Source organism: Streptomyces violaceusniger Tu 4113 (assembly GCF_000147815.2).
GTDB classification, from domain to species: domain Bacteria; phylum Actinomycetota; class Actinomycetes; order Streptomycetales; family Streptomycetaceae; genus Streptomyces; species Streptomyces violaceusniger_A.
This window is the reverse complement of record NC_015957.1, coordinates 10457716-10482854: the sequence shown is the minus strand read 5'-3', so window position 1 is coordinate 10482854 and position 25139 is coordinate 10457716. Positions and strand designations below refer to the sequence as shown.

22 protein-coding genes are annotated in these 25139 nt (G+C 72.0%); 15 read left to right on the top strand and 7 right to left on the bottom strand.

Going from position 1 to position 25139, the window contains the following annotated elements; all coding sequences use genetic code 11:
• Positions 1-25: 25 nt before the first annotated feature.
• The gene (locus STRVI_RS42885) at positions 26-1309 is read right to left on the bottom strand and encodes a cytochrome P450 (protein ID WP_014061823.1); all 1284 of its coding nucleotides are present in this window, start codon (positions 1307-1309) and stop codon (positions 26-28) included.
• 188 nt (positions 1310-1497) lie between these two features.
• Here STRVI_RS42885 and STRVI_RS42880 point away from each other — a divergent pair, with 188 nt between their 5' ends.
• Positions 1498-1911: a BlaI/MecI/CopY family transcriptional regulator gene (locus STRVI_RS42880; protein WP_014061822.1), complete on the top strand. Its 414-nt coding sequence runs from the start codon at positions 1498-1500 to the stop codon at positions 1909-1911.
• A 3-nt stretch (positions 1912-1914) separates the two neighbouring features.
• Positions 1915-2862, top strand: coding sequence for a M56 family metallopeptidase (locus STRVI_RS42875; protein WP_014061821.1), 948 nt, complete (start codon positions 1915-1917; stop codon positions 2860-2862).
• 77 nt (positions 2863-2939) lie between these two features.
• Here STRVI_RS42875 and STRVI_RS42870 read toward each other — a convergent pair whose 3' ends face one another.
• Complete coding sequence (locus STRVI_RS42870) at positions 2940-3395, bottom strand: tellurite resistance TerB family protein (protein ID WP_014061820.1); 456 nt, start codon at positions 3393-3395, stop codon at positions 2940-2942.
• A 314-nt stretch (positions 3396-3709) separates the two neighbouring features.
• On the opposite strand from STRVI_RS42870, the gene STRVI_RS42865 reads away from it, so the two are divergent.
• From STRVI_RS42865 to STRVI_RS42830, 8 genes are all read left to right on the top strand, one after another.
• Complete coding sequence (locus STRVI_RS42865) at positions 3710-4870, top strand: acyltransferase family protein (protein WP_014061819.1); 1161 nt, start codon at positions 3710-3712, stop codon at positions 4868-4870.
• 292 nt (positions 4871-5162) lie between these two features.
• Entirely contained in the window at positions 5163-7472 is a 2310-nt protein-coding gene (locus tag STRVI_RS42860) for a terpene synthase family protein (protein WP_208949206.1), read from the top strand.
• Positions 7473-7649: 177 nt separating this feature from the next.
• Complete coding sequence (locus STRVI_RS42855; protein WP_014061817.1) at positions 7650-8084, top strand: hypothetical protein; 435 nt, start codon at positions 7650-7652, stop codon at positions 8082-8084.
• On the top strand, positions 8081-9505 hold the full coding sequence (locus STRVI_RS42850; RefSeq protein ID WP_014061816.1) for an amidase: 1425 nt from the start codon (positions 8081-8083) through the stop codon (positions 9503-9505). The genes STRVI_RS42855 and STRVI_RS42850 overlap by 4 nt, the downstream gene beginning before the upstream one ends.
• Positions 9506-9795: 290 nt before the next feature.
• Positions 9796-11079 (top strand): NAD(P)/FAD-dependent oxidoreductase, encoded by a 1284-nt coding sequence (locus STRVI_RS42845; RefSeq protein ID WP_014061815.1) that lies wholly within the window; start codon positions 9796-9798, stop codon positions 11077-11079.
• 152 nt (positions 11080-11231) lie between these two features.
• Positions 11232-11690 (top strand): SRPBCC family protein, encoded by a 459-nt coding sequence (locus STRVI_RS42840; protein ID WP_014061814.1) that lies wholly within the window; start codon positions 11232-11234, stop codon positions 11688-11690.
• 147 nt (positions 11691-11837) lie between these two features.
• A complete protein-coding gene (locus tag STRVI_RS42835) occupies positions 11838-12617 on the top strand; it encodes an IclR family transcriptional regulator (RefSeq protein WP_014061813.1) in 780 nt (259 codons plus the stop codon).
• A 101-nt stretch (positions 12618-12718) separates the two neighbouring features.
• Positions 12719-13843: a PP2C family protein-serine/threonine phosphatase gene (locus tag STRVI_RS42830; RefSeq protein WP_014061812.1), complete on the top strand. Its 1125-nt coding sequence runs from the start codon at positions 12719-12721 to the stop codon at positions 13841-13843.
• A gap of 43 nt (positions 13844-13886) precedes the next feature.
• Here the strand turns inward: STRVI_RS42830 and gdhA are convergent, their stop codons facing one another.
• A complete protein-coding gene (gene gdhA / locus STRVI_RS42825; protein ID WP_014061811.1) occupies positions 13887-15233 on the bottom strand; it encodes an NADP-specific glutamate dehydrogenase in 1347 nt (448 codons plus the stop codon).
• 283 nt (positions 15234-15516) lie between these two features.
• On the opposite strand from gdhA, the gene STRVI_RS42820 reads away from it, so the two are divergent.
• The gene (locus tag STRVI_RS42820; protein ID WP_014061810.1) at positions 15517-16293 is read left to right on the top strand and encodes an ABC transporter ATP-binding protein; all 777 of its coding nucleotides are present in this window, start codon (positions 15517-15519) and stop codon (positions 16291-16293) included.
• Positions 16290-18833: an FtsX-like permease family protein gene (locus tag STRVI_RS42815; RefSeq protein WP_014061809.1), complete on the top strand. Its 2544-nt coding sequence runs from the start codon at positions 16290-16292 to the stop codon at positions 18831-18833. Before STRVI_RS42820 ends, STRVI_RS42815 begins: the two co-directional genes overlap by 4 nt.
• Positions 18834-19047: 214 nt before the next feature.
• On the opposite strand, the gene STRVI_RS42810 is transcribed toward STRVI_RS42815, so the two are convergent.
• Both STRVI_RS42810 and STRVI_RS42805 read right to left on the bottom strand, forming a co-directional pair.
• Positions 19048-19722 carry a response regulator transcription factor gene (locus STRVI_RS42810; protein ID WP_014061808.1) on the bottom strand — a complete coding sequence of 225 codons (675 nt, stop codon included), beginning with the start codon at positions 19720-19722 and terminating at the stop codon, positions 19048-19050.
• A complete protein-coding gene (locus tag STRVI_RS42805) occupies positions 19710-20876 on the bottom strand; it encodes a sensor histidine kinase (RefSeq protein ID WP_014061807.1) in 1167 nt (388 codons plus the stop codon). The genes STRVI_RS42810 and STRVI_RS42805 overlap by 13 nt, the downstream gene beginning before the upstream one ends.
• Positions 20877-21064: 188 nt before the next feature.
• On the opposite strand from STRVI_RS42805, the gene STRVI_RS53195 reads away from it, so the two are divergent.
• Positions 21065-21232 carry a hypothetical protein gene (locus STRVI_RS53195; protein WP_014061806.1) on the top strand — a complete coding sequence of 56 codons (168 nt, stop codon included), beginning with the start codon at positions 21065-21067 and terminating at the stop codon, positions 21230-21232.
• A 75-nt stretch (positions 21233-21307) separates the two neighbouring features.
• Positions 21308-21667, top strand: coding sequence for a hypothetical protein (locus tag STRVI_RS42800; RefSeq protein ID WP_014061805.1), 360 nt, complete (start codon positions 21308-21310; stop codon positions 21665-21667).
• Here the strand turns inward: STRVI_RS42800 and STRVI_RS42795 are convergent.
• Positions 21651-22592 carry an NADP-dependent oxidoreductase gene (locus tag STRVI_RS42795; RefSeq protein WP_014061804.1) on the bottom strand — a complete coding sequence of 314 codons (942 nt, stop codon included), beginning with the start codon at positions 22590-22592 and terminating at the stop codon, positions 21651-21653. The two genes, STRVI_RS42800 and STRVI_RS42795, sit on opposite strands and share 17 nt — an antisense overlap.
• A 137-nt stretch (positions 22593-22729) precedes the next feature.
• On the opposite strand from STRVI_RS42795, the gene STRVI_RS42790 reads away from it, so the two are divergent.
• Positions 22730-23296 carry a TetR/AcrR family transcriptional regulator gene (locus tag STRVI_RS42790; protein WP_014061803.1) on the top strand — a complete coding sequence of 189 codons (567 nt, stop codon included), beginning with the start codon at positions 22730-22732 and terminating at the stop codon, positions 23294-23296.
• A 376-nt stretch (positions 23297-23672) separates the two neighbouring features.
• On the opposite strand, the gene STRVI_RS42785 is transcribed toward STRVI_RS42790, so the two are convergent.
• The gene (locus STRVI_RS42785; protein ID WP_014061802.1) at positions 23673-25094 is read right to left on the bottom strand and encodes an ATP-binding protein; all 1422 of its coding nucleotides are present in this window, start codon (positions 25092-25094) and stop codon (positions 23673-23675) included.
• Between the last annotated feature and the right edge of the window lie 45 nt (positions 25095-25139).

Here is a 25139-nt window from a genome sequence, read left to right as displayed (position 1 = left end):
GGTCCCGGGCTGCTGAGCCCCGCCGTCACCGGGACCCGTTCGACCCGTTCGAGGACCCGTTCGGGGATGCCTTCGGCCGCAGTCCCTCCAGGGCGATCGGCAGATGCCGGGGCCCGCGCAGCACCGCGTTGCGCCGGTAGGTCGGCGGGTCCTCCAGCAGCCGGGGCCGGTCCAGCCGCCGGGCCAGCTCGGTCAGCGCGATCTGCGCCTCCAGCCGGGCCAGCGGGGCGCCGAAACAGCTATGGATGCCGCTGCCGAAGCCGAGGTGCTGGTTGTCCCTGCGCTGCGGATCGAACCGGTCGGGGTCGAGGAAGCGCTGCGGATCGCGGTTGCCCGAGGCCAGCAGCAGCCAGACGGACGCCCCTTTGGGAATGGTCACGCCCGCGATGTCGATCTCCGAGAGCGGGGTGCGCTGGGGCAGCATCTGCACCGGCGGATCGAACCGCAGCAGCTCCTCCACCAGCGGGACGACCAGATGGGGAGCCTTGCGCAGCCGGGCGAGCACATCGGGGTTGCGCAGCAGGGTCAGCATTCCGTTGGTGATGAGGTTGACGGTGGTCTCATGCCCCGCCACCAGCAGCAGCGTCGCGGTGCTCAGCAGCTCCACACGGCTCATCCGCCCCTCCGGGCCCTGCCCGTTGACCAGGTCGGAGAGCATGTCGTCGCGGGGTGCGCGGCGGCGCTCCTCCATCAGCTCGGACAGGTACATCGCCAGTTCCGTACGGGCCTGCCGGGTGATCCGCCGCCGCTCGGCGGCGTCCGCGTCCGGGTCGGGGTCCAAACTGGCGGCGAGGGTCTCGGCCCAGACGTGGAAGCGCGGCTCGTCCTCCCGTGGCACCCCGAGCAGCCGGCAGATCACGGTCACCGGGAAGGGGTAGGAGAAGTGGTCGACGAGATCGATCCGGTCCCGGCCCTCGAAGCCGTCGATCAGCTCGCCGACGATACGGGTGAGTTCGCCGCGCATGGCGTGGAGCCGGCGCGGGGTGTGCGGCGGGCCGAAGGGCGCCATCGCGAGCCGGCGCAGCCGGTCGTGCTCGGGCGGGTCCAGCCGCAGGAAGCTGGGCGGCAGCTCCGGGTCGTCCTCCTCGGCCAGCTCCGGGGCGGCCTCGGGGTCCAGGTTGCGCGCCTCGGAGCTGAGCCGGGGGTCGTGCAGCAGACCGTGGATCTCCCAGTAGGTGGAGACGATGTACGGGCCCTCCTCGTCGTGCACCACGGGCGTCTTGCGCAGCTCGGCGTAGATCGGGTACGGGTCGGCACGATGGGCGTAGTCGGTGATCTGCCGCGCGAGTGAGCCTTGCGTCTGCGTCATGGCTGAGTGAGTTCCTTCGTCGGGGTCGTCCCCCTGCTCAGCATCGGTGAGGCGGCCCGGGCCCGCGCGTACAGCCCGGCCAAAGGGGCGAACGCACGACCGGGGCCCGGGGGAAGAGGGGCGGCGGTCCGTCGCTCGCTACCATGTACCGCCACGCGCCGGGCGCGTGCGGTGTGGAAGGAGACGGTGTGACGGACCACGACCGGACCGGCGGGCCCGGCTGGCCCCGCCGCCCCCGTCGGCGTGGCCAGGGCGAACTGGAGGCGCAGGTGCTCGCGGCGCTGCGCCGGGCGCCGGGGCCGGTGACCGCCGCATGGGTGCAGGAGCGGATCGAGGGCGAGCTCGCCTACACCACGGTCATGACGATCCTGTCCCGGCTGCACGCCAAGCAGGCCGTGACCCGTGAACGCGCGGGCCGCTCCTTCGTCTGGCGGGCGGCGTCGGACGAGGCGGGGCTCGCGGCGCTGCGGATGCGCCGGGTGCTGGACGGTCAGGACGACCGCGAGGCGGTCCTGGCCAGCTTTGTGACCGGGCTGACCCAGGACGACGAGCGGCTGCTGCGCGACCTGCTGAGCGATGTGGCGGAGGAGCCGGAGGACTGACCGATGGGTGTCTTCGTCTTCCTCCCGCTGGTTCTGCCCTTGACGGCGCTGCCGATCGCCCGGCTCGCCGAACAGCATCTCCACCCGCGCACCGCCACCCGGCTGCTGACGCTCGTCGGCACCGTCCTTACGGTCTGCTCCACGCTGTGCCTGGGGCTGCTCATGGTCGTCGGCACGGCACAACTGCCGGGCAATCCGCTGCCGGACAGCTGGTCGGACCCCGAAGTACGGGCGGCGGTGCCCTGGGACGTGGTGGCCGGAAAGGCGGCGATCGGCGCGCTGGGGGCGGTGGCCGTGTCCTGTACGGCCACCTGTCTGCGCCATGTACGGGTGCGGCGGGACGCCCGGCTCGCGCTCGCCGGGCTGCCGGAGTCACCGGTCGCGGTGCTGCCCGACGACAAGGCGTACGCGTACGCGCTGCCCGGGACCTCCGGGCGGGCCGGGAAGCCGGGCCGGATCGTGGTCTCCACCGGGATGCTGGACAGCCTCAGCCCCCACGAGCGGCGGGCCCTGATCGCGCATGAGCGCGCCCACCTGACCGCGCACCACCACCGCTATCTGCTGGCCGCACAGCTCGCGGCGCGGGCCAACCCGCTGCTGCGGCCGCTGCGGACCGCGGTGGACTACTGCGCCGAGCGCTGGGCGGACGAGGAGGCGGCCCGGGAGGTCGGCGACCGCCGGGTCACGGCGCGGGCGGTCGGCAAGGCCGCCCTGGTCTCCCACGGCACGCCGGGACCGGCCCTCGCCGGGTTCGCCGCGCCGGGGCCGGTGCCGCGGCGGGTCGCGGCGCTGCTGGGGCCGGTGCCGCCGTCCCGGCACTGGCCGCCGACGTGGACGGCGGCGGGGCTGGCCCTGTGGATCGCGGCGGTGGGCACGGCCGCGTCCGCCCTGTCGTCGGCGAACGCGGCGGTCGCCCTGGTCCTCGTCCTGCACGCCGCGACGCCGCTGTAGGACGCGCCTTACGGCTAGCGGCTTGCGGCTTGCGGCTTGGCGCCAACGACGTGCGGCTTATGGCATGCGGGGCCGTCTTACAGGTCGAACTCGGCCGGCGGGAGGTCCAGTGCGTAGCACGCCTCGCGGACCATGGCCTGCTCGGTCTTGTCGAAGTTGCCGTCGGCGCCACCGATGACGATGCCGATCTGGATGACGGCGCGCGCCTCGGCGGGCTTCTTCTTGGCCTTGGCGACCTCCTGCATCACGCTCACCTTGCCGAAGTCGAAGTCGGCGGTGAGCTTGTTGAGGTAGTCGTTGAAGCGCCGCTGCAGATCGTCGGCCGGGAAGTTCTGCAGCACGTCATTGGTGGCGATGAGCTGGGCGACGCGCTGCCGCTCGGACGGGTCGACCGAGCCGTCCGCCGCCGCCACCAGGGCACACATCGCCATGCTCGCGTCGCGGAACGCGCCGCTCTTCAAGTCGTTCTTCTTCTCGACGAGCTGAGTCTGCATCGTCTGGGCGGATTCCTTGATGCGGTCCCACAGGGCCATGGCCACTCACACTCCATAGGGTCGTTAGCATCTACAGTTGTGTAGAAGTTAGCAGGCGGGGTCGGTCAAGGCCGGGCGGATCGGCCCTCTTCATCGCTCTCTGAACTTCCCGGAGGGGTAAACAAGTTCCCAAGTTGAGGAGGTGAAGGATGCGCTGGGCTGGGCGTAAACCGTCGTACGCGAGAGCTGAGCCTTTTCGGGCGAGGCGCGGCGGGCGCCACTATGGTGCGTGGAATGTTCCACTCCGCAACCCTCCGCCGAAACCTGGAAAGAGGCGGGATTTTCCCCGCAGGTTCCCCAGGAGGCAGTATGTGATGAACGTCTCGTCCTTACTGCCCGCGCGGCGGGCACCGGCGACCCCGCCCCCCGAGGCGGTACCGGCCTCGTCCCCCGCGCCGAAACAACGTGACGCGTTCTTCGACAACGCCAAGTACCTGGCGATCGTGCTGGTCGCGATGGGACATGCGTGGGAGCCCCTGCGGGGCGGCAGCAGGGCGGCGGCCGCGCTCTACATGACCGTCTACACGTTCCATATGCCGGCGTTCGTCCTCATCTCCGGCTACTTCTCGCGGAGTTTCGACGTCCGGCCGGACCGGCTCAAGCGCCTGATCACGGGTGTCGCCGTCCCGTACCTCCTCTTCGAGGTCGCGTACACCTTCTTCAAGCGGTGGGCGGGCGACGATCCGTCCTATCCGATCACCTTGCTGGACCCCTGGTACCTGACCTGGTTCCTGATCGCGCTCTTCGCCTGGCGGCTGACCACGCCGCTGTGGCGGATCGCGCGGTGGCCGGTGGCGCTGGCTCTCCTCGTCGCCGCGCTCGCCACCTGTTCACCGAATATCGGTGACGACCTCGATCTGCAGCGGGTGCTGCAGTTCCTGCCCTTCTTCGTGCTGGGGCTGCATCTGCGGCCGGAGCACTTCCGGATGATGCGGCGACGCGAGGTCAGACGGCTGTCCGTGCCGGTGGCCGCCGCCGCGGTGGTCTTCGCCTACTGGGCCGTGCCGCGGATGAACCCGGCGTGGCTCTACCGCCGGGACAGCGCGCAGGAGCTCGGGGCGCCGTGGTGGGCCGGGCCGGTGATGACGTTCGCCCTCTTCGGCTGCTCCATGGTGCTCACCGTGTGCTTCCTCGCCTGGGTGCCCCGGCGCCGGATGTGGTTCACGGTGCTCGGCGCCGGGACGCTGTACGGCTATCTGCTGCACGGCTTCCTCGCCAAGGGCTCCCGCTTCTGGGACTGGTACGACCACCCATGGCTGCACCGGCCGCTGGGGGAGATCGCGGTGACGGCGGTGGCGGTGGCCGTGGTGACCGCCCTGTGCACACCGCCCGTCCAGCGGATGTTCCGGTTCGCGATGGAGCCGCGGATGGAATGGGCCTTCCGGCCGACCGCGCGGCCCGGCGGCAGAGCCGCCGCCGACCGGCCCGGCAGTACCGAAACGGCCCGGACGGCGACCGCGTCCGCCTCCCGCTAGGCGCGGGTCCGCCTTCCGCCAGGCGTGCTCACGTGCCCCGCCAGGCGCGCTCACCGCGCCCCGTGGTGACCCGGCCGACGGCCCTTGCCACGGGCGCGGTGGGCGGTGGGCGGTGGGCGGTGGGCGGTGGGCGGCACGGTGAGCGGCGCAGGGTACCGGTCTCGGCAGCGCATTCGTGTGACTAATGAGGCTTTCGGATAGGCCGAGAGTGGCATGGGTAGCCCGTAGCCGACCCCGGTCCGTAGCCGGACGGCTACGGGTCACCGTCGCACGGAGAGGTGCCGGCCCAGCAGTGACACAGCCCTTTCAACTCCCCGAGTTCTACATGCCATATCCGGCCCGGCTGAGCCCCCATGTCCAGGAGGCACGGGAGCACTCCACCCAATGGGCCCGCGCGAAGGGAATGCTCGAGGGCTCGGGGATCTGGGAGCAGAAGGATCTCGACGCCCACGACTACGCCCTGCTGTGCGCGTACACCCACCCCGACTGTTCCGGCGCGGAGCTCTCGCTGATCACGGACTGGTATGTGTGGGTCTTCTTCTTCGACGACCACTTCCTGGAGACGTTCAAGCGCTCCCAGGACCGTGAGGCCGGTAAGACGTATCTCGACCGGCTGCCCGCCTTCATGCCGATGGATCCGGCCGCCGGGACCCCCGAGCCCACCAACCCGGTGGAGGCGGGGCTCGCGGATCTGTGGGCGCGGACGGTGCCCTCGATGTCGTCGGACTGGCGGGCCCGGTTCCGGGAGAGCACCGAGAATCTGCTCAACGAATCGCTCTGGGAGCTCTCGAACATCAACATCCACCGGGTCCCCAATCCGGTCGAGTACATCGAGATGCGCCGTAAGGTCGGCGGCGCGCCCTGGTCGGCCGGGCTGGTCGAGCATGCGGTGGGGGCCGAGGTGCCGGCGATGATCGCCGGGTCGCGCCCGATGCGGGTGCTGCGCGACGCCTTCGCGGACGCGGTGCATCTGCGCAACGACCTCTTCTCCTACCAGCGGGAGATCGAGGACGAGGGCGAGCTCAGCAATGGCGTCCTGGTCCTGGAGACGTTCCTGTGCTGCACCACCCAGGAGGCGGCCGACTCCGTCAACGAGCTGCTCACCTCACGGCTGCGGCAGTTCGAGGACACCACGCTCACCGAGCTCGGCCCGCTCTTCGCCGAGCACGGACTGGACGCGGCGGCCTGCGCGGGCGTCCTCGCCTACGTCAAGGGGCTCCAGGACTGGCAGTCCGGCGGCCATGAGTGGCATATGTGCTCCAGCCGCTATATGAACGGCGCGAACGAAGCGGGCGGCGCTCACGGCGCCGACGAAGCGGGCGGCACCGGCCAGGCGGCCGAGCCCGGGGCATGGTCCCCCTTCGCGCTCAGCGGCCTCGGTGTCTCCGCGGCGAGCCTGCCGCTGACCACCGGCCGGGCGGAGGCGGCCAGGGCGCGCACGTTCAGCCATGTCCCGTTCCAGAAGACCGGGCCGTCCCTGCTGCCGGACTTCTTCATGCCGTTCCCCCTCCGGCTCAACGCGCATCTGCCCACCGCCCGCCGCCATCTGACCGACTGGGCACACCGGATGGGCATCCTCGAACCGCAGCCCGGCCTCCCCGGTTCGCAGGTCTGGGACGAGGAGCGGCTGCTCGCCGCCGATCTGTCGCTGTGCGCGGCGGGCATCCACCCGGACGGCTCCCTGGACGAGCTCGACCTGGTGTCGGGCTGGCTGGCCTGGGGCACCTACGCGGACGACTACTATCCGGCGGTCTTCGGCCGCACCCATGACCTCGCCGGAGCCCGGGCGTGCAACGCCCGGCTCGGGGCGTTCATGCCGCTCGACGCCGGTCCCACCCCGGCCCCGGTGACCGCGCTGGAGGGGTCGCTGGCCGATCTGTGGGCCCGTACGGCGGGCCCGATGGAGGACTCGGCGCGCCGCGATCTGCGGCAGTCCATCGAGGACATGACCGCCAGTTGGCTGTGGGAGCTGGCCAACCAGACCAAGAACCGGATCCCCGACCCGGTCGACTACATCGAGATGCGCCGGCACACCTTCGGCTCCGACCTCACCATGAGCCTGTGCCGGCTGGCGCGCGGACGGCGGGTGTCGCCCCAGATCTACCGCAGCGGCCCGGTCCGGTCGCTGGAGAACGCCGCCATGGACTACGCGACGCTGCTGAACGACGTCTTCTCGTACCAGAAGGAGATCGAGTTCGAGGGCGAGGTCCACAACGGCGTCCTCGTCGTCCAGAACTTCTTCGACTGCGACTATCCGACCGGGGTCGCCGTCGTGAACGATCTGATGACGTCCCGGATGCGGCAGTTCCAGCATGTCGCGGAGCATGAGTTCCCCGTGCTCTACGACGACTTCGGCCTGGCGCCGGAGGCCCGGAAGACGATGGACGGCTATGTGCGGGAGCTGCGCCACTGGATGACCGGGATCATGAACTGGCACCGGGAGGTCCCGCGCTACCGCGAGGCGGAGCTGCTCCGCGCGCACCGGCGGCCGGTGGGGGCCGGGGCCGGATCGGGTGCGCGGCCGGTGGCCCCGTGGCACGGGCCCACCGGGCTCGGCACCTCGGCCGCGCGGATTCCGGTGCCTGCCGGGGCCCGTTCGTAACGTCCTTACGGCCCGCACGGTCCGCCCTGACGTCCTTACGGCCCCCCTGACGTCCTTACGGTCCCCCTGACGTCCTTACGGTCCGCACCGCCGTGGAGGACCCCGGGCCGGTCGCCCGTCTCCGTCCCCCGCCTCGTTCCCCGTCTTGTTCGCGGGGACAAGGCAGGGGACCGCTTGTTGGCCGCCCGGCACGAAGCCCGGCGCATTCTGCGGCCGGGGCTGCTGGCCGACCTTCAGCTCCTCACGGTCAGCGGGTTCATCCAGATCGTGCCGGGGCTGCTGGCGGCGATCGGCCGACGGCGGCTGCTGACCACTCGGGGGGCGCTGGCGGGTCTGGTGATCGGTGAGGCGGTGGTGACCTGGCTGACCCTGGCCGAGGTGGACACCCGCCATGTGAACGCGGGCTTGGTCGCACTGGCAGTCAATCTGCTGGTGGCGGTCGTCGGGACGATGCTCTTCCCTGGCCCGGCCGCTTCCCGAACCATGGATTCCGCCCCCGACACCGGCCCGTCGGAGCGGGGCCCCGAGCCCGGCGGCGGGACGATCCGCGCGGCGATGACCACCCAGGAAGCGGCGATGACCACTCAGGAACAGGAAGGCGAGCGACGGTGACGACGACGGATCACGACCTCTGCTTCAGGAGCGCGCTGGAGCTCAGCCGCCTGCTGCGCACTCGCGAGCTGTCCGCGCGCGAGCTGCTCGAGGCCCATCTGGCCCGTATCGAACGGGTCAACCCCGACATCAACGCGATCGTCACCCTCGTCGCGGACCGGGCCCGCGAGGCCGCCGAGGAGGCCGATGAGCGGATCGTCGCCGGTGCGGAGCTCGGGCCGCTGCACGGGCTGCCCATCGCCCACAAGGACACCCACAACACCGCGGGTATCCGCACCAGCCATGGCTCACCGCTCGCCGACGGCGTACCCGACCGGGACGATCTGATCATCGAACGGATCCGGGCCGCCGGGGCGATCACCATCGGCAAGACCAACGTGCCGGAGTTCGCGGCCGGTTCGCACACCTTCAACCCGATTTTCGGCGCCACCCACAACCCGTACGACCTGGGCCGCAGCGCGGGCGGCAGCAGCGGGGGCGCGGCGGCCGCGCTGGCCTCCGGCATGATCCCGATCGCGGACGGCAGCGACACCGGCGGTTCGCTGCGCAACCCCGCCTCGTTCTGCAATGTCGTGGGCCTGCGCCCGTCGCCCGGACGCGTCCCCGTCTGGCCCGCGGCGACCGCCTGGGGCACCCTCGGCGTCAAGGGGCCGATGGCCCGCACCGTGGCCGACACCGCCCTGCTGCTGTCCGCCGTGGCCGGGCCCGATCCGCGGTCGCCGATCGCCTTGGAGGAGCCCGGCGCCCGCTTCGCCCGCCCCCTCGACCGCGATCTGACGGGGCTGCGGGTGGCCTGGTCGCCGGATCTCGGGGGCCTGGTGCCGGTCGAGCCCGAGGTGGCCGCGGCGGTCACCTCGGCGGTGGAGGTCTTCACCGACCTTGGCTGCGTCGTGGAGCGGGCGTGCCCGGATCTGACCGAGGCCGAGGAGGTGTTCCGGACGCTGCGGGCCTCCATGTTCGAGGTCGCCTTCGGTGCGCTCATGGACCGCCACCCCGACGGGCTGAAGCGGGCCATCCGGGAAAACGCCGAGGCGGGGCGCAAGCTGACCGGGCCGGACGTCGCCCGCGCCGAGATGCTGCACACCACCCTCTACCACCGCGTCCGGGACTTCTTCGACCGCTATGACGTGCTGCTGCTCCCGGTCAGCCAGGTGGTGCCGTTCGATGTCGGCATCGAGTACCCGACCGAGATCGCCGGGGTGGCCATGGACGACTATCTGGACTGGATGCGCTCGGCGTATCTGATCAGCTCGACCGGCAGTCCGGCGCTGTCCGTACCGGCCGGGTTCACCCCCGGTGGGCTTCCGGTCGGGGTGCAGATCGTCGGGCCGCACCGGGCGGACTTCGCGGTGCTCCAGGTCGGCCATGCCTTCGAGCGGGCCACCGGGCACTGGCGGCGGCGCCCGGCCGGGATCGGGTGACCAGGTTCCCGGGGCGGTGGCGGGCGGGGTCGGCGGGCGGAGCGGCGGATCGGCGGGTCGGCAGGCGAAAAACACGCGATACCGCCCGCCTGTCCGGCTGTGGCTGCGTGCGCTGCGCCGACTGTAGATCGCGGCTGTAGACCGCGGCCGTAGACCGGCTCCGGGTCTCGGACCGGGGGCGTTTGTCCCGGGCGACATGGCCGGTCCGTGCGCTGCCGGTCCCCGGGACAGTGCGGTGCTCGGCCCCGCCCGCCGATGATGGTGTTCCACCCATGGGAAGGAGCACATCCGTGCCCGCTGCCACCGGTCCGTCCCGTGCCACCGGCCCGTCCCGCCCACCCCGCAGCGCCATCGTCATCGGCGCGGGCATGGTCGGCCTCGCCACCGCCTGGTCGCTGCGGAACCACGGTGTCGAGGTCACCGTCGTGGAGCGGCGTCACCCCGCGGCCGGGGCGTCCTGGGGTAACGCCGGCTGGCTCTCCCCGGCCCTGACGCTGCCGCTGCCCGAACCGGCCGCCCTCCGCTACGGGCTGCGCAGCCTGGTCTCCCCCGAGTCGCCCGTCTACATACCACCCCGGCCCGATCCCCGGCTCGCCCGCTTCCTGCTCTCCTTCACCCGGAACTGCACCCCGCGCCGCTGGCGCGTGCTGGCCGCCACCTTCGCCACGCTGAACCGCCATGCGCTGGACGCGTACGACGCCCTCGCGGCGGACGGCGTCGCCGAGCCGACCCGGCCCGCCGAACCCTGTCTGCTCGCCTTCCGCACCGCGGCCGAGCGCACCGCGATGGTCGAAGAGCTGGAGCGGGCCCGCGCGGCCGGTTTCTCGATCGCCTACGAGCAGATCGACGGGGACCGGGCCCGCGAGCTGGAGCCGGCGCTCGGCGACGGCATCGGCGCGGCCGTCGAACTCCACGGCCAGCGCTATCTGAACCCGGGGAACTTCGTCCGCGCGCTGGCCGACGCGGTGCGGGAGCGCGGCGGCGAGATCCTGGAGCGGACGGAGGTGTCCGGAATCCGGGACCTCGGGCGGGGCGTGGCCGTCACCACCTCCCAGGGGCAACTCCGCGCGGACGTCGCCGTCGTGGCCACCGGCGCCTGGCTGGACGGGCTGGTCCGCCCGTTCGGGGTCCGGGTGCCGGTCCAGGCCGGACGCGGCTACAGCTTCAGCGTGCCGGCCGAGGGCGCCCCCACTCGTCCCACGTACCTGGCCGCCCAGAAGGTTGTCTGCACCCCGCTGGGCGAGGGCCGGGTGCGGGTCGCCGGGATGATGGAACTGGCGCCCGTGGAACGGCCGGTGGACCCGCGCCGGATCCAGGCGATCATCGCGGCGGCCCGTCCGCTGCTGCGCGGCATCGACTGGGACGCCCGTACGGACACCTGGGTCGGCGCCCGCCCCTGCACCCCCGACGGCCTGCCGCTGATCGGCCCGACCGCCTCCCCGCGCGTCTACGTCAACGGCGGCCACGGCATGTGGGGCGTGGCCCTCGGCCCGCTCAGCGGACGGCTGCTGGCCGACGCCATCGCGACCGGCACCTCCCCGGCCGAACTGGCCCCGCTGCATCCGCTGCGCTGATCCGCGGCTGTCCCCGGCTCTGCCTCTGTGCCTGTCGTCGAGCCGATCGTCCGGTCCTGTCGTCGGACCGATCGTCCGGGCGCAGGTTTTGGCCCAGCGCTCTCGGAAACCCGCCGTGGTGAGCGACACGACCGCATCGAAAGGAGTCACCGATGAGCACCGTGCGGGAGTCCGTCGAGGTTGGGGTTCCGCTCCACACCGCCTACAACCAGTGGACGCAGTTCACCGAGTTCCCGAGGTTCATGGAAGGTGTGGATCAGGTCACCCAGGTGGACGAACGCCACAACCACTGGGCGACCTCCATCGCCGGTGTGCACCGGGAGTTCGACACCGAGATCGTGGATCAGCTTCCCGATGAGCGCATCGCATGGCGCACCACCTCCGGTGAGGTGCAGCAGCAGGGCCTGGTGACCTTCGAGCCCTTGGACGAGCGCCACACCCGGGTCAATCTGGCCCTGGTCTTCCAGCCGAGCGGGATGGCGGAGAAGGCCGCGGACCTGACCGGGACGCTCGACCGGCGGGTGAAGGGGGACCTGCGGAGGTTCAAGGACTTCATCGAGCGGCGCGGCGAGGCGGAAGGCGCCTGGCGCGGCCGGATCTCCCCCGGCTGACCACACCGCGCGGCCGGATCTTCCCCGGCCGACCGCGCCGATTCCATACGTCCGTGAGGGGCGCCGACCGCACCGGTCGGCGCCCCTCACGCGGGTCCGATCTCTCAGATCTTGCTCATCCGGTCATACCGGGAGCAAGCTGGATGTATGGGTGTTCAAACGGCGCCTACGCTGATCACATCCGTACAGCGGGCCTTCCGGCTGATGGAGGTGGTGGGCGCGCATGAGGGCGGTGCGCCGGCCAAGCGGCTCGCACGGGAGACGGGGCTGCCGTTGGCGACCACGTACCACCTGCTGCGGACGCTGGTCCACGACGGCTATGTGCGCCGGCTGGAGGACGGCGGTTTCGTGATCGGCGACAAGCTGCGCACCCTCGAATCCGGAAGCCGGGAACAGGCGCTGCTCGCCCGGGTCCGGCCCACCCTGACCGCCCTGCGCGACGAGCTCTCCGCCGCCGCCTATCTCACCTTCTACGACGAGGGCGAGATCCGGATCGTGGACATCGTCGACGGCCCGCAGGCGCCCCGGGTCGATCTCTGGGTGGGGTGCGAGGACGCCGGGCACGCCACCGCGCTGGGCAAATGCGTACTGCGCGAGCTGGACGACGACGCCCGCTACGACTATCTGTCCCGCCACCCGCTCGTCGATCTCACCCCGCGCACCGTCACCCGCTCCGACGATCTGCTGCGCCGGCTGGACTCCCCGACCGGCAGTCCGCTGGTCGCGGACCTGCAGGAGTACGCCCTGGGCACGGTCTGCTTCGCGGTGCCGGTCCACTGCGGGGACCGGCTCGGCTCGCTCGGGATCTCGCTGCCGGCGGACCGGCTGGCCCGGCTGGCGAGGACGGATCCGCACCGTGAGCTGTTCCGGACCCACCTGGTCCCGACGGCGAACCGGGTGAGCAGGCACCTCTCGCTCACTATCTGAAAACGCGGCGCTTGCCGACCTATGGAATCGCTGTTTCTCTGGATGTAACGGACATCTCCGGTATCACTCGTCTCCAGTGGAAGAGAGCAGCGAAGCAGGTCATGTTCCCGGCCCGACTCCGCCCGTCCGACCCTGACCAGCTGGTCGGCCGTCGGCAATTCGCCCCCGCGGTCCCCGTCCTCATCATTTGTGGGGTGGCCCTGCTGGCCCTCGTCACCTCGGAGGGGCTTGCCTGGCTGCCGCTGCTCGCCGTCGGCCCGGCGCTCGCCGCCGCCCAATGCGGACCGTACGGGGTGATACGCATCGGGCTGCTCGCCGTGGCGGTGGGCGCGTTCCTGGGCATCCAGGGCGCGGAGCCGGTGCGCACCCAGGCGATCCTGCTGGCCACACCCGCCGCCGTGTCCCTGGCGAGCTGCGGGGCCAGTGCCCTGCGCATACGCCGGGAGCGGGTTCTCGCCGCCGTCCGATCGGTCGCCGAGGCCGCCCAGAACGCCCTGCTCCAACCGGTGCCCGCCCGGGTCGGCCAGTTCCAGGTGGCCGTCCGCTACAGCGCCGCTGCCGCGGAGGCGAGGGTGGGCGGCGACCTCTATGCCCTGCTGCCCACCCCGTACGGGGTCCGGCTGATCGTCGGCGATGTGCGCGGTAAGGGGCTGCCCGCGGTGAGCACCGCCGCGCTGGTGCTCGGCGTGTTCCGCGAGGCCGCCTACGACGAACCCGACCTGCTCGACGTCGTCGCCAGGATCGAGCGCAGCCTGTCCCGCAACCTGGCGCCCGACGACTTCGTCACCGCCGTGGTCGCCGGATACCCCAACGACGGCCGGATGGAGCTCGTCAACTGCGGACACGCCCCGCCGCTGCTGGTCGGCGAGTCCGGCATCATCGCCATCGAGCCCACCCGCCCAGCCCCGCCGCTCGGTCTGGCCTCCCTGGGCGGCGATCTGCCGAGCCTCCAGGTGGTGCCGTTCGCCGGCGGGGACCAACTGCTGCTCTACACCGACGGGGTCATCGAGGCGCGGGACCGCGGCCGGGAGTACTTCCCGCTGCTGGAGCGGGTGCCGCGGCACGTCTGCGACGAGCCGTCCCGCACGCTCGCCTCGCTCCACGACGAACTGCTGACTCATGTGGGCGGGCGGCTCCACGACGATGCGGCGCTGCTGCTGCTGCGTAAGCCGGTGCTGGGCGCGGTGCACGCGGCGGCCGACATGCCGTCGGTGTCGTCGGCGTGAGCCGTATGCCGTCGAGGTGAGTCGCGCGCATGGCGCGACCGGCTCAGACGACGCCCTGGGCGGCCATCGCCTCCGCCACCCGCACGAAACCGGCGGCGTTCGCGCCCAGGGCGTAGTCGTCGGGAGAGCAGTCGTAGCGGTCGGCGGTGGTGCGGCACAGGGTGTGGACCTCGGTCATGACGGCCGCGAGGCGGGCCTCGGTCTGGGCGAAGGTCCAGCGCTCGCGGGAGGCGTTCTGCTGCATTTCCAGGGCGGAGGTGGCCACCCCGCCCGCGTTGGCGGCCTTACCGGGGCCGAAGAGCACATCGGCCTCCCGGAAGATCTCGATCGCCGCCGGGGTGCAGGGCATGTTGGCGCCCTCGGCCACGGCCAGTACGCCGTTCTTGACCAGGGCGATCGCGCTCTGCTCGGTCAGCTCGTTCTGGGTCGCGCAGGGCAGGGCGACCTCGCAGGGCACCTCGAAGACCGAACCCCGGCCGGAGAAGACGGCGCCCGGCTTGGCGGCGGTATAGGCGGCGATCCGCTCCCGGCGGACCTCCTTGATCTCCTTGAGCAGGGCGAGGTCGATCCCGTCCGGGTCGACCACATGGCCGGAGGAGTCGGAGCAGGCCACCACCCGCCCGCCGAGGGCGTGGACCTTCTCGATGGCGTAGAGGGCCACATTGCCGGACCCGGAGATGACGACCGTAAGGCCGTCGAGATCCTTCTCACGGGTGCGCAGCATCTCCTGGGCGAAGTGGACGGTGCCGTACCCCGTGGCCTCGGTACGCGCGGGTGAACCGCCCCAGCCGACCGGCTTACCGGTCAGCACACCGGCCTCGAAGCGGTTGGTCACCCGCTTGTACTGGCCGAAGAGATAGCCGATCTCCCGGGCGCCCACCCCGATGTCCCCGGCGGGCACGTCCGTGTGCTCGCCGAGGTGGCGGTACAGCTCGGTCATGAAGGACTGACAGAACCGCATCACCTCGCCGTCCGAGCGCCCCTTGGGGTCGAAGTCCGCACCGCCCTTGCCGCCGCCGATGGCCAGGCCGGTCAGCGCGTTCTTGAAGATCTGCTCGAAGCCGAGGAACTTCACGATGCCCAGATTGACGCTGGGGTGGAAGCGCAGGCCGCCCTTGTAGGGGCCCAGCGCGCTGTTGAACTCCACCCGGAAGCCCCGGTTGACCTGCACCTCGCCGTCGTCGTCCACCCAGGGCACCCGGAAGACGAGCTGCCGCTCCGGTTCGCACAGCCGCTCCACGATCCGGGCGTCCAGATACTCCGGATGCGCGCCGAGCACGGGGGCGAGGGTCGGCAGCACCTCGCGTGCCGCCTGGTGGAACTCGGACTCCCCGGGGTTGCGGTGCACGATCTGCGCGTAGACGGCCTCGATGCGGGCGCTGACATCCATGGGTGGCTGATGCCTCTCTGTTGTCTTCTGTCTCATATGCCGGTCCTGTGCGGATGTCCAGGATCTTGTCCCCGGCGGGGTTCACCACGGCGGCGCGCCCAGGGAGTCGCTCGCGGACCGGGAAGGTCAGGCGATGGTGGAGCCTGCTCCACCCCGGGGTGGGGGCCGTACCACCTGCAGGTACGGGACTGTGCTCTCTCCCGCGCGTCCGCGCCCGTTTCTAGCGTTCTCGGTGACCGGCGGAACGGTTCGATCCGCCCGGAGTTGACGGAGGGGCGGACAGATGAAGAGGCAGTGGCGCGGCCGTACGACGGCCACCGCGGAGCAGACGGGGACCCGGCACCACGCGCTGACCCTGGACGGGGTCACCCGGGAGTACCGGTCGGGGGTTGTGGCGCTGCACCCCATCCATCTGACGGTGCCGCGCGGACGGTTCCTCGCGGTGATGGGCCCCTCGGGGTGCGGGAAGTCGACCTTGCTGCAGTGCGCCGCAGGGCTCGACCGGCCGACGGCGGGCACGGTGCGCATCGGCGGCACCCAACTGTCCTCGCTGAACGAGGCGGCGCTGACCCGGCTGCGGCGGGAGCGGATCGGCTTCGTCTTCCAGGCGCACCACCTGGTGCCGTCGCTGAGCGTCGCGGAGAACGTCGCCCTGCCGCTGATGCTCGGCGGCGAGAGCCCCGGCGACCGGCATCTGCGGGCCCTCGCGGCGGTCGGGCTGGGGGACCGGGGCGGCGCCGTGCCGTCGGAGCTGTCCGGTGGGCAGTGCCAGCGAGTGGCCATCGCCCGCGCGCTGGTGACCACGCCCGACATCGTCTTCGCCGACGAGCCGACGGGGGCGCTGGACCCCGCCGCCGCGGAGGAGGTGCTGACGCTGCTGCGGCAGGCCGTCGACCGTGACGGCCATACGGTCGTCATGGTCACCCACGACCCGTTCGCCGCCGCCTGGGCCGACGAGGCGCTGTACCTGATGCGGGGGAAGCTGGTCTGGCGGCAGGAGCGGCCGGAGGCGGCCGACATCCGCCGCGTCCTCAAGGAGCTGGGAGGGCGGACGGCATGAAGGTCGCCGCCCTGCTGGCCGCTCGCGCCACCCGTGCCCACCGTAAGGCGTGGACCGCCGTCTTCGCCGCGCTCACCCTCACCTCCCTGCTGCTCGGCGCCTTCGGGCTGACCCTCGTCTCCGCCTGGAGCGCACATCCACGGGTGGAGCGGTACGCCGGGGCCGACCTCGTCGTGGCCGGCGACCAGACCACCCGCTTCAGCGCCGCGTCGCTGGGCGACCGCGAGACCGTGAGCGCCGGGCTCACCGAGCGGGTCCGGATCCCCCGTACGGCGCTGACCGCGGTGCGCGCGGTGCCCGGGGTGCGGACGGCCGTCGCCGACGTGGAATTCCCGGTGGGCCGCGCGGGCCGGTCCGCCATCGGACGGCCCTGGGAGGCCACTCAGTTGGCGCCCTACGCGCTACGGACGGGGCGCGCCCCGCAGCGCGCGGGCGAGGTCGTGACAGGCGGCGGCGCGGGCCGCGTCGGGGCGCGGCTGACGCTGCGCGTGGGCGGCCGCGACACGGCGTACACCGTCGTGGGCGTCGCCGAAGGGCCCGGCACCGCCGTCTGGTTCACCGGCGCCGAGGCCCGCCGCCTGGCCGGCCACCCGGAGTCGCTGGACGCCGTCGGGGTCGTCGCCGAACCCGGCACGGACCCGGGGGAGCTGGCCGGGCGGGTGCGGAAGGCCCTGGCGGCGGCCGGTGTCACCGACGTCGGGCACCGCGCCGAGGGCGACCCGGCCGCGGTCCGCGTCCTGACCGGGGGCGAGCGGGGCGAGGCCGAGTTCCTGGCCGCCGCGCCCGCCCGCGGCGAGCTGCTGGCGGCGCTCGGCTCCGTGGCCGGTGCCGTCGTCCTGGTGGCGCTGCTCGTGGTCTCGTCGACCATCGTCCAGGCGCTGCGGCAACGCTCCCATGAACTGGGCCTGTTGCGGGCGGTCGGCGCCACACCGGGACAGTTGCGCGGTGCCGTGGGCCGGGAGGTGGCGCGGGTCGCGGCCTGGGCGGCGCCGGCGGGCGCTGTCGGGGCGGTCCCCGTGTACCTGGGGCTGCGCGCACTGCTGGACGCCCGGGGCGCGCTGCCCACCGGACTCGAGCTGACGCTGCCCCCGCTGCTGTGGCCCGTGCCCCTGGTCACCGCCGCCGTCACCGTCCTGGTGGCCGGGATCGCGGCGCTCATCGGCTGCTCCGGGACCGCCAAGCTGCGCCCGGCGGAGGCGCTGCGCGAGCGGGCACCCGGCAGTGCGCGCCGCATCACGGGGCTGGTGCTGTTGTTCGTGGGCGCGAGTTCGGCCGGAACGGCCGCCCTCCAGCAGGGCGCGACCGCGGCGGCCGCGGCCGGCGGGGCGGCGGTGACGATGGTGATCGCCTGCGCCGTGCTCGGACCGTGGATCGCCGAGGGGGCGATGCGGCTGCTCGGCGCTCCGCTGCGGCTGTTCGGCCCCGGCGGCCGCCTCGCCGCCGCCAACTGCGCCGCGTCCGCCCACCGGCTGGGCGCGGCGATCACCCCGATCGTGCTGGTCACCGCGTTCGCCGGGGTCCAGCTCGCCGGGGGCGCGACCATGACCCACGCGGGGGACGCCCAGGCCCGCCGGGTGCTCCGCGCCGATCTCGCGGTGCGCGCGGACGGCGGGCTCCCGGCCGGGGCGGTGGAGCGGATCCGCGAGGTCCCGGGGGTACGGGCGGCGACGGAGGTCGTCCCCGGCACGGTGCTGCTCGCGCAGAGCCGGCTCGGTGCGCCCGAACTGGAGCGGCTGCCGGTCTTCGGCGTCACCCCGGAGCGGCTGACCCACACCCTCGACCCGGGGGTGCGGGACGGGGACCTCGCCCGGCTCCGGCCCGGCACGGTCGCCGTCGGCACCGACCGGGCGGACTCCCTGGGCGCACGGCCCGGCTCCACGGTGACCCTGCGGTTCGGCGACGGTCAGGAGACCCGGCTGCGCGTCGTGGCGACGTACCAACGCTCCCTCGCGCTCGGGGACTTCCTCCTCTCCCGCGAGGACCTGCTGCGCCACACGTCCCTGCCCGCCACGGGCCGGGTCCTGGTCGCGACCGCGCCCGATGCCGACCGTAAGGCGGTCACGAAGGCCCTGGCGCGTGCGGTGCCCGGGGCCCGCGTGGAGCGGGACCCGGCGCCGGTACGGGGTGAGGCGGCGGAGCAGGCGCTGGCCGAGGTGGTATCGGTGGCGGTCGTCGGGGCGGTCGGCGGCTTCACGGTGATCGCCGTCCTGAGCACCCTCGCCCTCATCGCCACCGGCCGCCGCCCCGAGCTGCGGCTGCTACGTCTGGCGGGCGCGGGCCGCCGCCAACTGCGCCGGATGCTGCGCCTGGAGGCCGCGGCCACGGTGCTGACCGGGCTGGTGGTGGGGGCGGCCGTGGCCTCCGTACCGCTGCTGGCCTTCAGCATGGCCATGGCGGGCACGCTGCCGTACCTGCCGCCGGTACAGGCCGCGGTGATCGTCGCGGTGGTCGTGGTGACGGCGGCGGCGGGGTCGCTGCCACCGGTGTGGACGACGCTGCGGGGGCGTTATCCGCGGTCTTCCAGCCCCTCCGGCGTTTGAGGAGCGGGGTCCGGGGCGGAGCCCCGGTGGGGGTGAGGGGGCGGAGCCCCCTCTTTCGGGAAGGGGCGGGGTGGGGAAAGCCACGGCTCACGCAGCCGCGAACGCTGCCGGAACCGAGATCTCGGTGGGCCCGGGACCCGCACCGGGCCCGGGACCCCCACGGACCCAGGACCCCCCACCCGCACCGGGCCCGCGACCCCCACCGGGCCCCGCCCTACCGCTTGTCCGCCGACTCCCCCATGCCCGCCCCCTTGTTGAGATACGCCAGCACCGCCAGCACCCGCCGATGCCCACTGTCGCTAGGCGGCAGCCCCAGCTTCGCGAAGACATTGCCGATGTGCTTGCTGACCGCGCGCTCCGAGACCACCAGCGTCCGCGCGATCGTGGTGTTGTCCCGCCCCTCCGCCATCAGATGCAGCACCTCGCGCTCGCGCGGCGTCAAGGCGTCCACCGGATCGTCACGGCGGCGGGTCATCAGCTCCTTGACCACCTCGGGATCCAGCGCCGTACCGCCCGCGACCACCCGCTCCAGCGCGTCCAGGAACTCCTCGACCCGCCCCACCCGGTCCTTGAGCAGATAGCCGAGCCCGCCCGCGCCATCGGCCAGCAACTCGGTCGCGTAGGTCTCCTCGACGTACTGCGAGAGCACCAGCACCGGCAGGCCGGGAATCTCCCGCCGCGCCGCGAGCGCCGCGCGCAGCCCCTCGTCGCGGAAGCCCGGCGGCATGCGGACGTCGAGTACGGCCGCGTCCGGACGGTGTTCGAGGAGGGCGGGCAGCACCTCGGGGCCGCTGGAGGCGACCGCCACCACCTCATGCCCGGCGGAGTTCAGCAGCAGGACCATGCCCTCCCGCAGCAGAGCGTTGTCCTCGGCGATCACCACACGCACGGCAGCTCCACTTCGATCAGCGTCGGCCCCCCGACGGGGCTGGTCATCTCCACGGTCCCGTCGAGCGCCGCGACCCGGCGCCGCATGCCGAGCAGCCCGCTGCCGCCCGCGGGATCGGCCCCGCCCCGCCCCTCGTCCCGTACCGCGACCCTCAACCTATCCCTCATCCGCACGAGCTCGACCGACGCCCGCTCGGCCCCGCTGTGCTTGGCCGCGTTGGTCAGCGCCTCCGCGATCACGAAGTACGCGGCCGCCTCGACCGCCGCCGGCGCCCGGGGCCCGTCCTCCACCCCGTCGTCGTCCACGGACACCTCGAGCCCGCTGCCGGCCGCGAGCGCCCTTACGGCGCCCACGAGTCCACGGTCGGTGAGGATCGGCGGATGGATGCCGCGCACGACATGGCGCAGCTCGGTGAGGGCCTCCTCGGCCTGGTCCTGCGCGTCCTCCAGCAGCTTGTGCGCCGCGTCGGGGTCCTTGTCGTACGCGCGCCGCGCCAGCCCCACCCGCATCGAGAGCGCCACCAGACGCGCCTGCGTACCGTCGTGCAAATCCCGCTCGATGCGCCGCAGTTCGGCCCCGTGCGCGGCGACGGCGCCCGCCCGGGTCTCGGACAGCTCCTCCACCCGCTCGGCGAGCCGGGTGGTGCGCAGCGCCTCCGGCGACGGCAGCAGCAGCGCCCGCGACCACGCCGCGTCGAGGTCGACGAGCCGTTCGATCAGCGGCAGCACCACGGCCCGCTGCTTCAACAGCCCGCACCACACCCCGTCGGCCATCAGCCCGACGACCCACACCGGCATCGCGCAGCAGGCCAGCAGCCAGCCGTAGACGGCGTGGGCGGCGAGCCAGCGCAGATCGCGGTACGTGCCCGGATCCCCGACCGCGGTCCGCACCCGCGCGAACACCTCCCCGTTCAACGGCTGGTACGCCTCGGGCACGGGCTCCCCGGTCCAGGCGCCCACCCACCGCCGCTTGTACCCGGCCGTCCTGCGCACCAGCAGTACGGACTCGGGCAGCACCCCCGCGCCCACGACGGTGACCATCGCGACGGCGGCGAAGAGCGCCACCCCGATGAACAGATACGAGGCCAGGGCGATCCCGGCCCCCCGCAGCAACTCCACCGAGGCCCGCCCCGCGCGCCACACCGTCTCCCGCATGGCGGTCAGGCTAAGTGACGGAGCGGGTTCACGGCAGCGGGGGTGTAGCGCGCTACACCATCGGTTCGGGGGCGCGGCCCATCGAGGCGGCGGTGCGGAAACGGGATCGTAGACCTCAGACAAGGAACGGCCGCGACACCGGCGGCCGACACCACGGCCCACCAAGGGCCCTCCGAAAGGAACCCCCGATGAAGTCCCTGCTCTGGCTGGTCCTGACCCTCGCCGCCATCGTCAACGTCGCCTCCAGCTTCGCCTTCACCGGCACCGAGCAGATCGTCATCAGCTCCGTCACCGGCCTCACCGCCATCGGTACCGCCACGGGCCTGTACATGACGCGTGACCGCCGAGCCGCCTGACAGGACAGCGCTCGCGAAGGCGCGGGCCAGGTGGGTGCCCAGGTGTCCCAGGCATTGGCTCCGGGTGGAGAGGCCGTGGTCTACGGCGCGCTCTCACCCCATCGGCAGACCGGCCCGGCGGCGCTGACGATTCCGCTGTCGGCGCGCTCCCTCATCTACGAGACCAAAGCGGTCCGCGGCTTCTGGCTGAACCGCTGGTTCGGCACCGCCTCACCTACGGATGTCCTGCGCGCGCTGTCCGAGGTGCGCGGCCTCGTCGCCGATGAAGTGCTGAGCATCCCCAAGGCCGGCCGTTCCCGCTCGAACGCTTCACCGAAGCCCTCTCGTTCGCCGGAACACCTGCGCACGGCGCCAAACCGCTCTTCGTCTTCGAAGACGGCCGGGACTGAGACGACGAGCAGGACGCGGTATTCGCCGGTCAGCCGACGGCGATGACGAGTTTGCCGCCCTTGGGCGTGCGGTTGCGTTCGAGTTCCATGAGCGCCGCGATCGCTTCGGTGAGCGGTACGGTGCGAGCGATCGGCAGCCGCAGTGTTCCCTCCCCGGCGGCTCGCGCGACTTCTTCGAGGTCGCTCGTAATGGGCTGGGCGATCATGACCTGGTAGGGCCCGGGCAGCGCGCTTCTGGCGAATTTCGCAGGGGTGGGGGTGATGTCGATGATGCGGCCGCCGGGCTTCAGCAACGTCCGTGCCGCTTTGATCGGGAGCGTACCGGCGGTGTCGAAGACGAGGTCGAATCGTCCGCTGAGCGCCGCGGGGTCGAAGTCGAAGTCGACGACCGGGGTGATGCCCAGGTCGTGCGCGTCGTGCGCGGCGGTCGCGCGGCAGCTACCTCCCACCGAGGCGCCGCGCACCATCGCGGTCTGGGCGGCGGCGCGGCCGACTCCGCCGAGGCAGCCGTGGATGAAGACTGCCTGCCCGGGCTGCACCTTCGCTTTGCTGGTTATGGCCTGCAAGGCGGTGAGCCCGACAGTGGGGATCGCGGCGGCCTGTTCGAAGGAGAGCTCCGTCGGCTTCTTCACGACCGCCTTCTCCTCGGCAAGGACCATCTCGGCGAACGCCCCCGCCGCCTTGATGCCGGCTCCGCCGAGCACCGCGTCGCCGACGGCGAGCCGGGTGATGCCGTCGCCGACCGCCTCGACGACGCCTGCGAAGTCGTGACCCAGCCCGCGCGGGAAGCTACGGCCGCTCATGATCTTCATCTCGCCGTTGCGGATCTTCCAGTCCATCGGGTTGGCTGCCGCCGCCCGTACCCGGACCAGGATCTCGCCGGCGCCGGGCCGTGCGGGCTCGAAGTTCTCGAGCCGCAACACCTCAGGCCCGCCGTACTGGTGGTACTGGATGCGCTTCAGCGTCGCCATTCGAGACCTCCGGAGAGTGATGTCATCAAGCGACATCACCGTACCACCTGTGATGTCACCTGATGACATCAGGGGTGGGTGATGAGATCCGCGTCGGCACGGAGTGTCACCAAGTGGCGATCGCCTAAGCTCGTGCCATGGGACGGTGGGAGCCTGGGGCCAGTAGTCGGCTGCGCGAGGCCGCGCTGGCGCTGTATCTGGAACGTGGCTTCGAGCAGACCATGGTGGCCGATATAGCCGAACGGGCAGGCGTCACCGCCCGCACCTTCTTCCGGTACTTCGCCGACAAGCGCGAGGTTTTCTTCGACGCGTCGGCCGAACTGGAGGAGAAGTCGCTCGCCGCCCTGGAGGCGGCGCCGGCAACAGCGCCGCCGCTGGACGCCGTCGCGGCCGCGCTCGTCGCCGCGGCCGAGGTCATCGGCGGCAACCGTGAGCTCGCACGGGTGCGCCAGGCGGTGATCATGGCCAACGCCAGTCTCCGCGAACGTGAGCTGATCAAGCTCACGTCCATGTCGGTCGCCGTGGCCGACGGGCTGCGACGGCGGGGTGTCGGCAACGCCGAGGCCAGCCTGGCCGCCGAGACAGGTGTCGCCGTGTTCCGTGTCGCCTTCGAGCGATGGGTAAACGCCGCCGAGGACCGCGCGTTGGGCGACGTCATCCGCGAGACGCTGGCCCAACTGCGGACCTTGACCGCCGCAAGCTGATCCACTCACCGGCGAGCCTGGATGGCCCATGGGCCCATGGGCCCGCGGGCCGAAAGGCCGCGCTGGGAAGTGACTGTCCGTAGAAGGAGTTGTCGTCCAGCGGCAACTGCAACCAAAGCTGCGACCACACACGCCGAAGGGCCCCACCGCGAACGGGTGGGGCCCTTCGACATCGTGCCCGGTGAGGCACTGGCGGAGGATACGAGATGCGAACTCGTGAGGGGTTGCCCCCAACACGCTTTCCAAATGTTCGTCTGCGAGTCCGGGGTTGAGCTGTGGTGTCCTCACCTGCGACGGCACGGGGCTGAGGGTGTGTAGTGGACGGTGCTGAACGGCAGCGAATGCAACCAGAACCGCAACCAGGGTCAGTTCCTGCTCACACTCCGCGCCAAGCGCTGAGCAGTTCCTCAGGGCCGTATACCGCCTGAAGACCGGAACAACCGACCCCGCTGCGGGAGACCGCCACGAGCGGTACCGGCTCGCCGGTGATCGCTGCCCGGTGCTTCTGCAGTGCGGCCAGGTCGTGGCTGTCGAACGCGGAGTTCTCCAGCCACTTGACCGAGCCGAGGAAAAGCAACTGTTTGGCCACCGGCTGCCGGTCGGCGCCAACCAGGTCGATTTCGATGTCGTTGCTGCGGGTCCAGTACCCGCCGATCGCCGGGGCGGCGGGCAGGGGCCCGTCCGGCAGAAGGCGGGCGAGGGATTCCCGGACCAGCGGCTCGATCGCGCGGCCACGCCAGCTCGTCCACTGCTCCTTGATCCGGCTCAGCGTGAGATCTCCCCGCATCCGCTCGATCTCCGCCATGTGCGGATCCAGAAACGCGAGCCAGAAGCGCAGGTAGGGGTCGGCCACCCGGTAGCGGCGTTCCTTCGACGGCCTCAGTGAGAGCGGCAGCTCGGCGGCTACGACCCGTTTCTCGGTCAGGACGTCAGTGGCTCGGGTAAGAGTGGTGTGGGCGATGCCGCCAGCCGCGCGAGCGATGTTGGTGAAGGTTCGCTCGCCCGATCCGATGGCCCGCAGGACCTCCCTGCTCATCGCCTGCGGTGGAAACTCCGCGGCCAGTGAGCGCTCGGCGGAGACCAGCAGTGCCGAGATCGGATTGTCCAGGGAGTCACGGAGGAACTCCCAGACATCCGCTCCGGCCCGCCACTCGGCGCAGACCAGGGGGAGACCCCCCGTGATCAGAGTGGCGTCGAGCGCGGCTGCCGGTGACAGGCCGAGCATCTCGCCGATGTCGGCCGGGTTCAGTGGTCCCACGATCATTTCCCGGCCCCGCTGGTGAAAGGGACGGTCGTAGTTGTTCAGCGCCTCCATCATCGACAGATCGGACCCGACCAGGAGGAGAAGTACCGGCTTGCGGCTGAGCAGCCGGTCCCATGCCCGCTGGAGCATGCCTTCGAAGGCGTCGATGCGGTCCATGAGATACGGAACCTCGTCGATGACGACGACGCTGGGAGAGTCGTCGGGCAGGATCTCCGCAAGCAGCCTGAGTGCTGCATTCCACTGATCGGGGGTCTCCTCGTGGAACAGTCCCCGCTCCGGCAGGGTGGACCTGGCGACGGCGTCGAGCAGCTTCGTCAGCTCGTCCTCCGCCGTGCCGCCCGCCGCGGTGAAGAAGAGGTACGGGGTCTCGGCGCGCCGGAGCAACTCCTCGACGAGGCTGGACTTGCCCACCCGCCGTCTTCCCCGCATGAGGATGCACTGCCCCGGTTTCCCCGACCCGGCGGCGCCCTGAACCGCCTGCAAGGCGTTGCGGAGCACGTTCAGCTCGCGGTCCCGCCCGATGAAACGACGCACGACAAGTTTCCCGATAGCGATAGTCTCGGTAGAGACTCGTGCGCG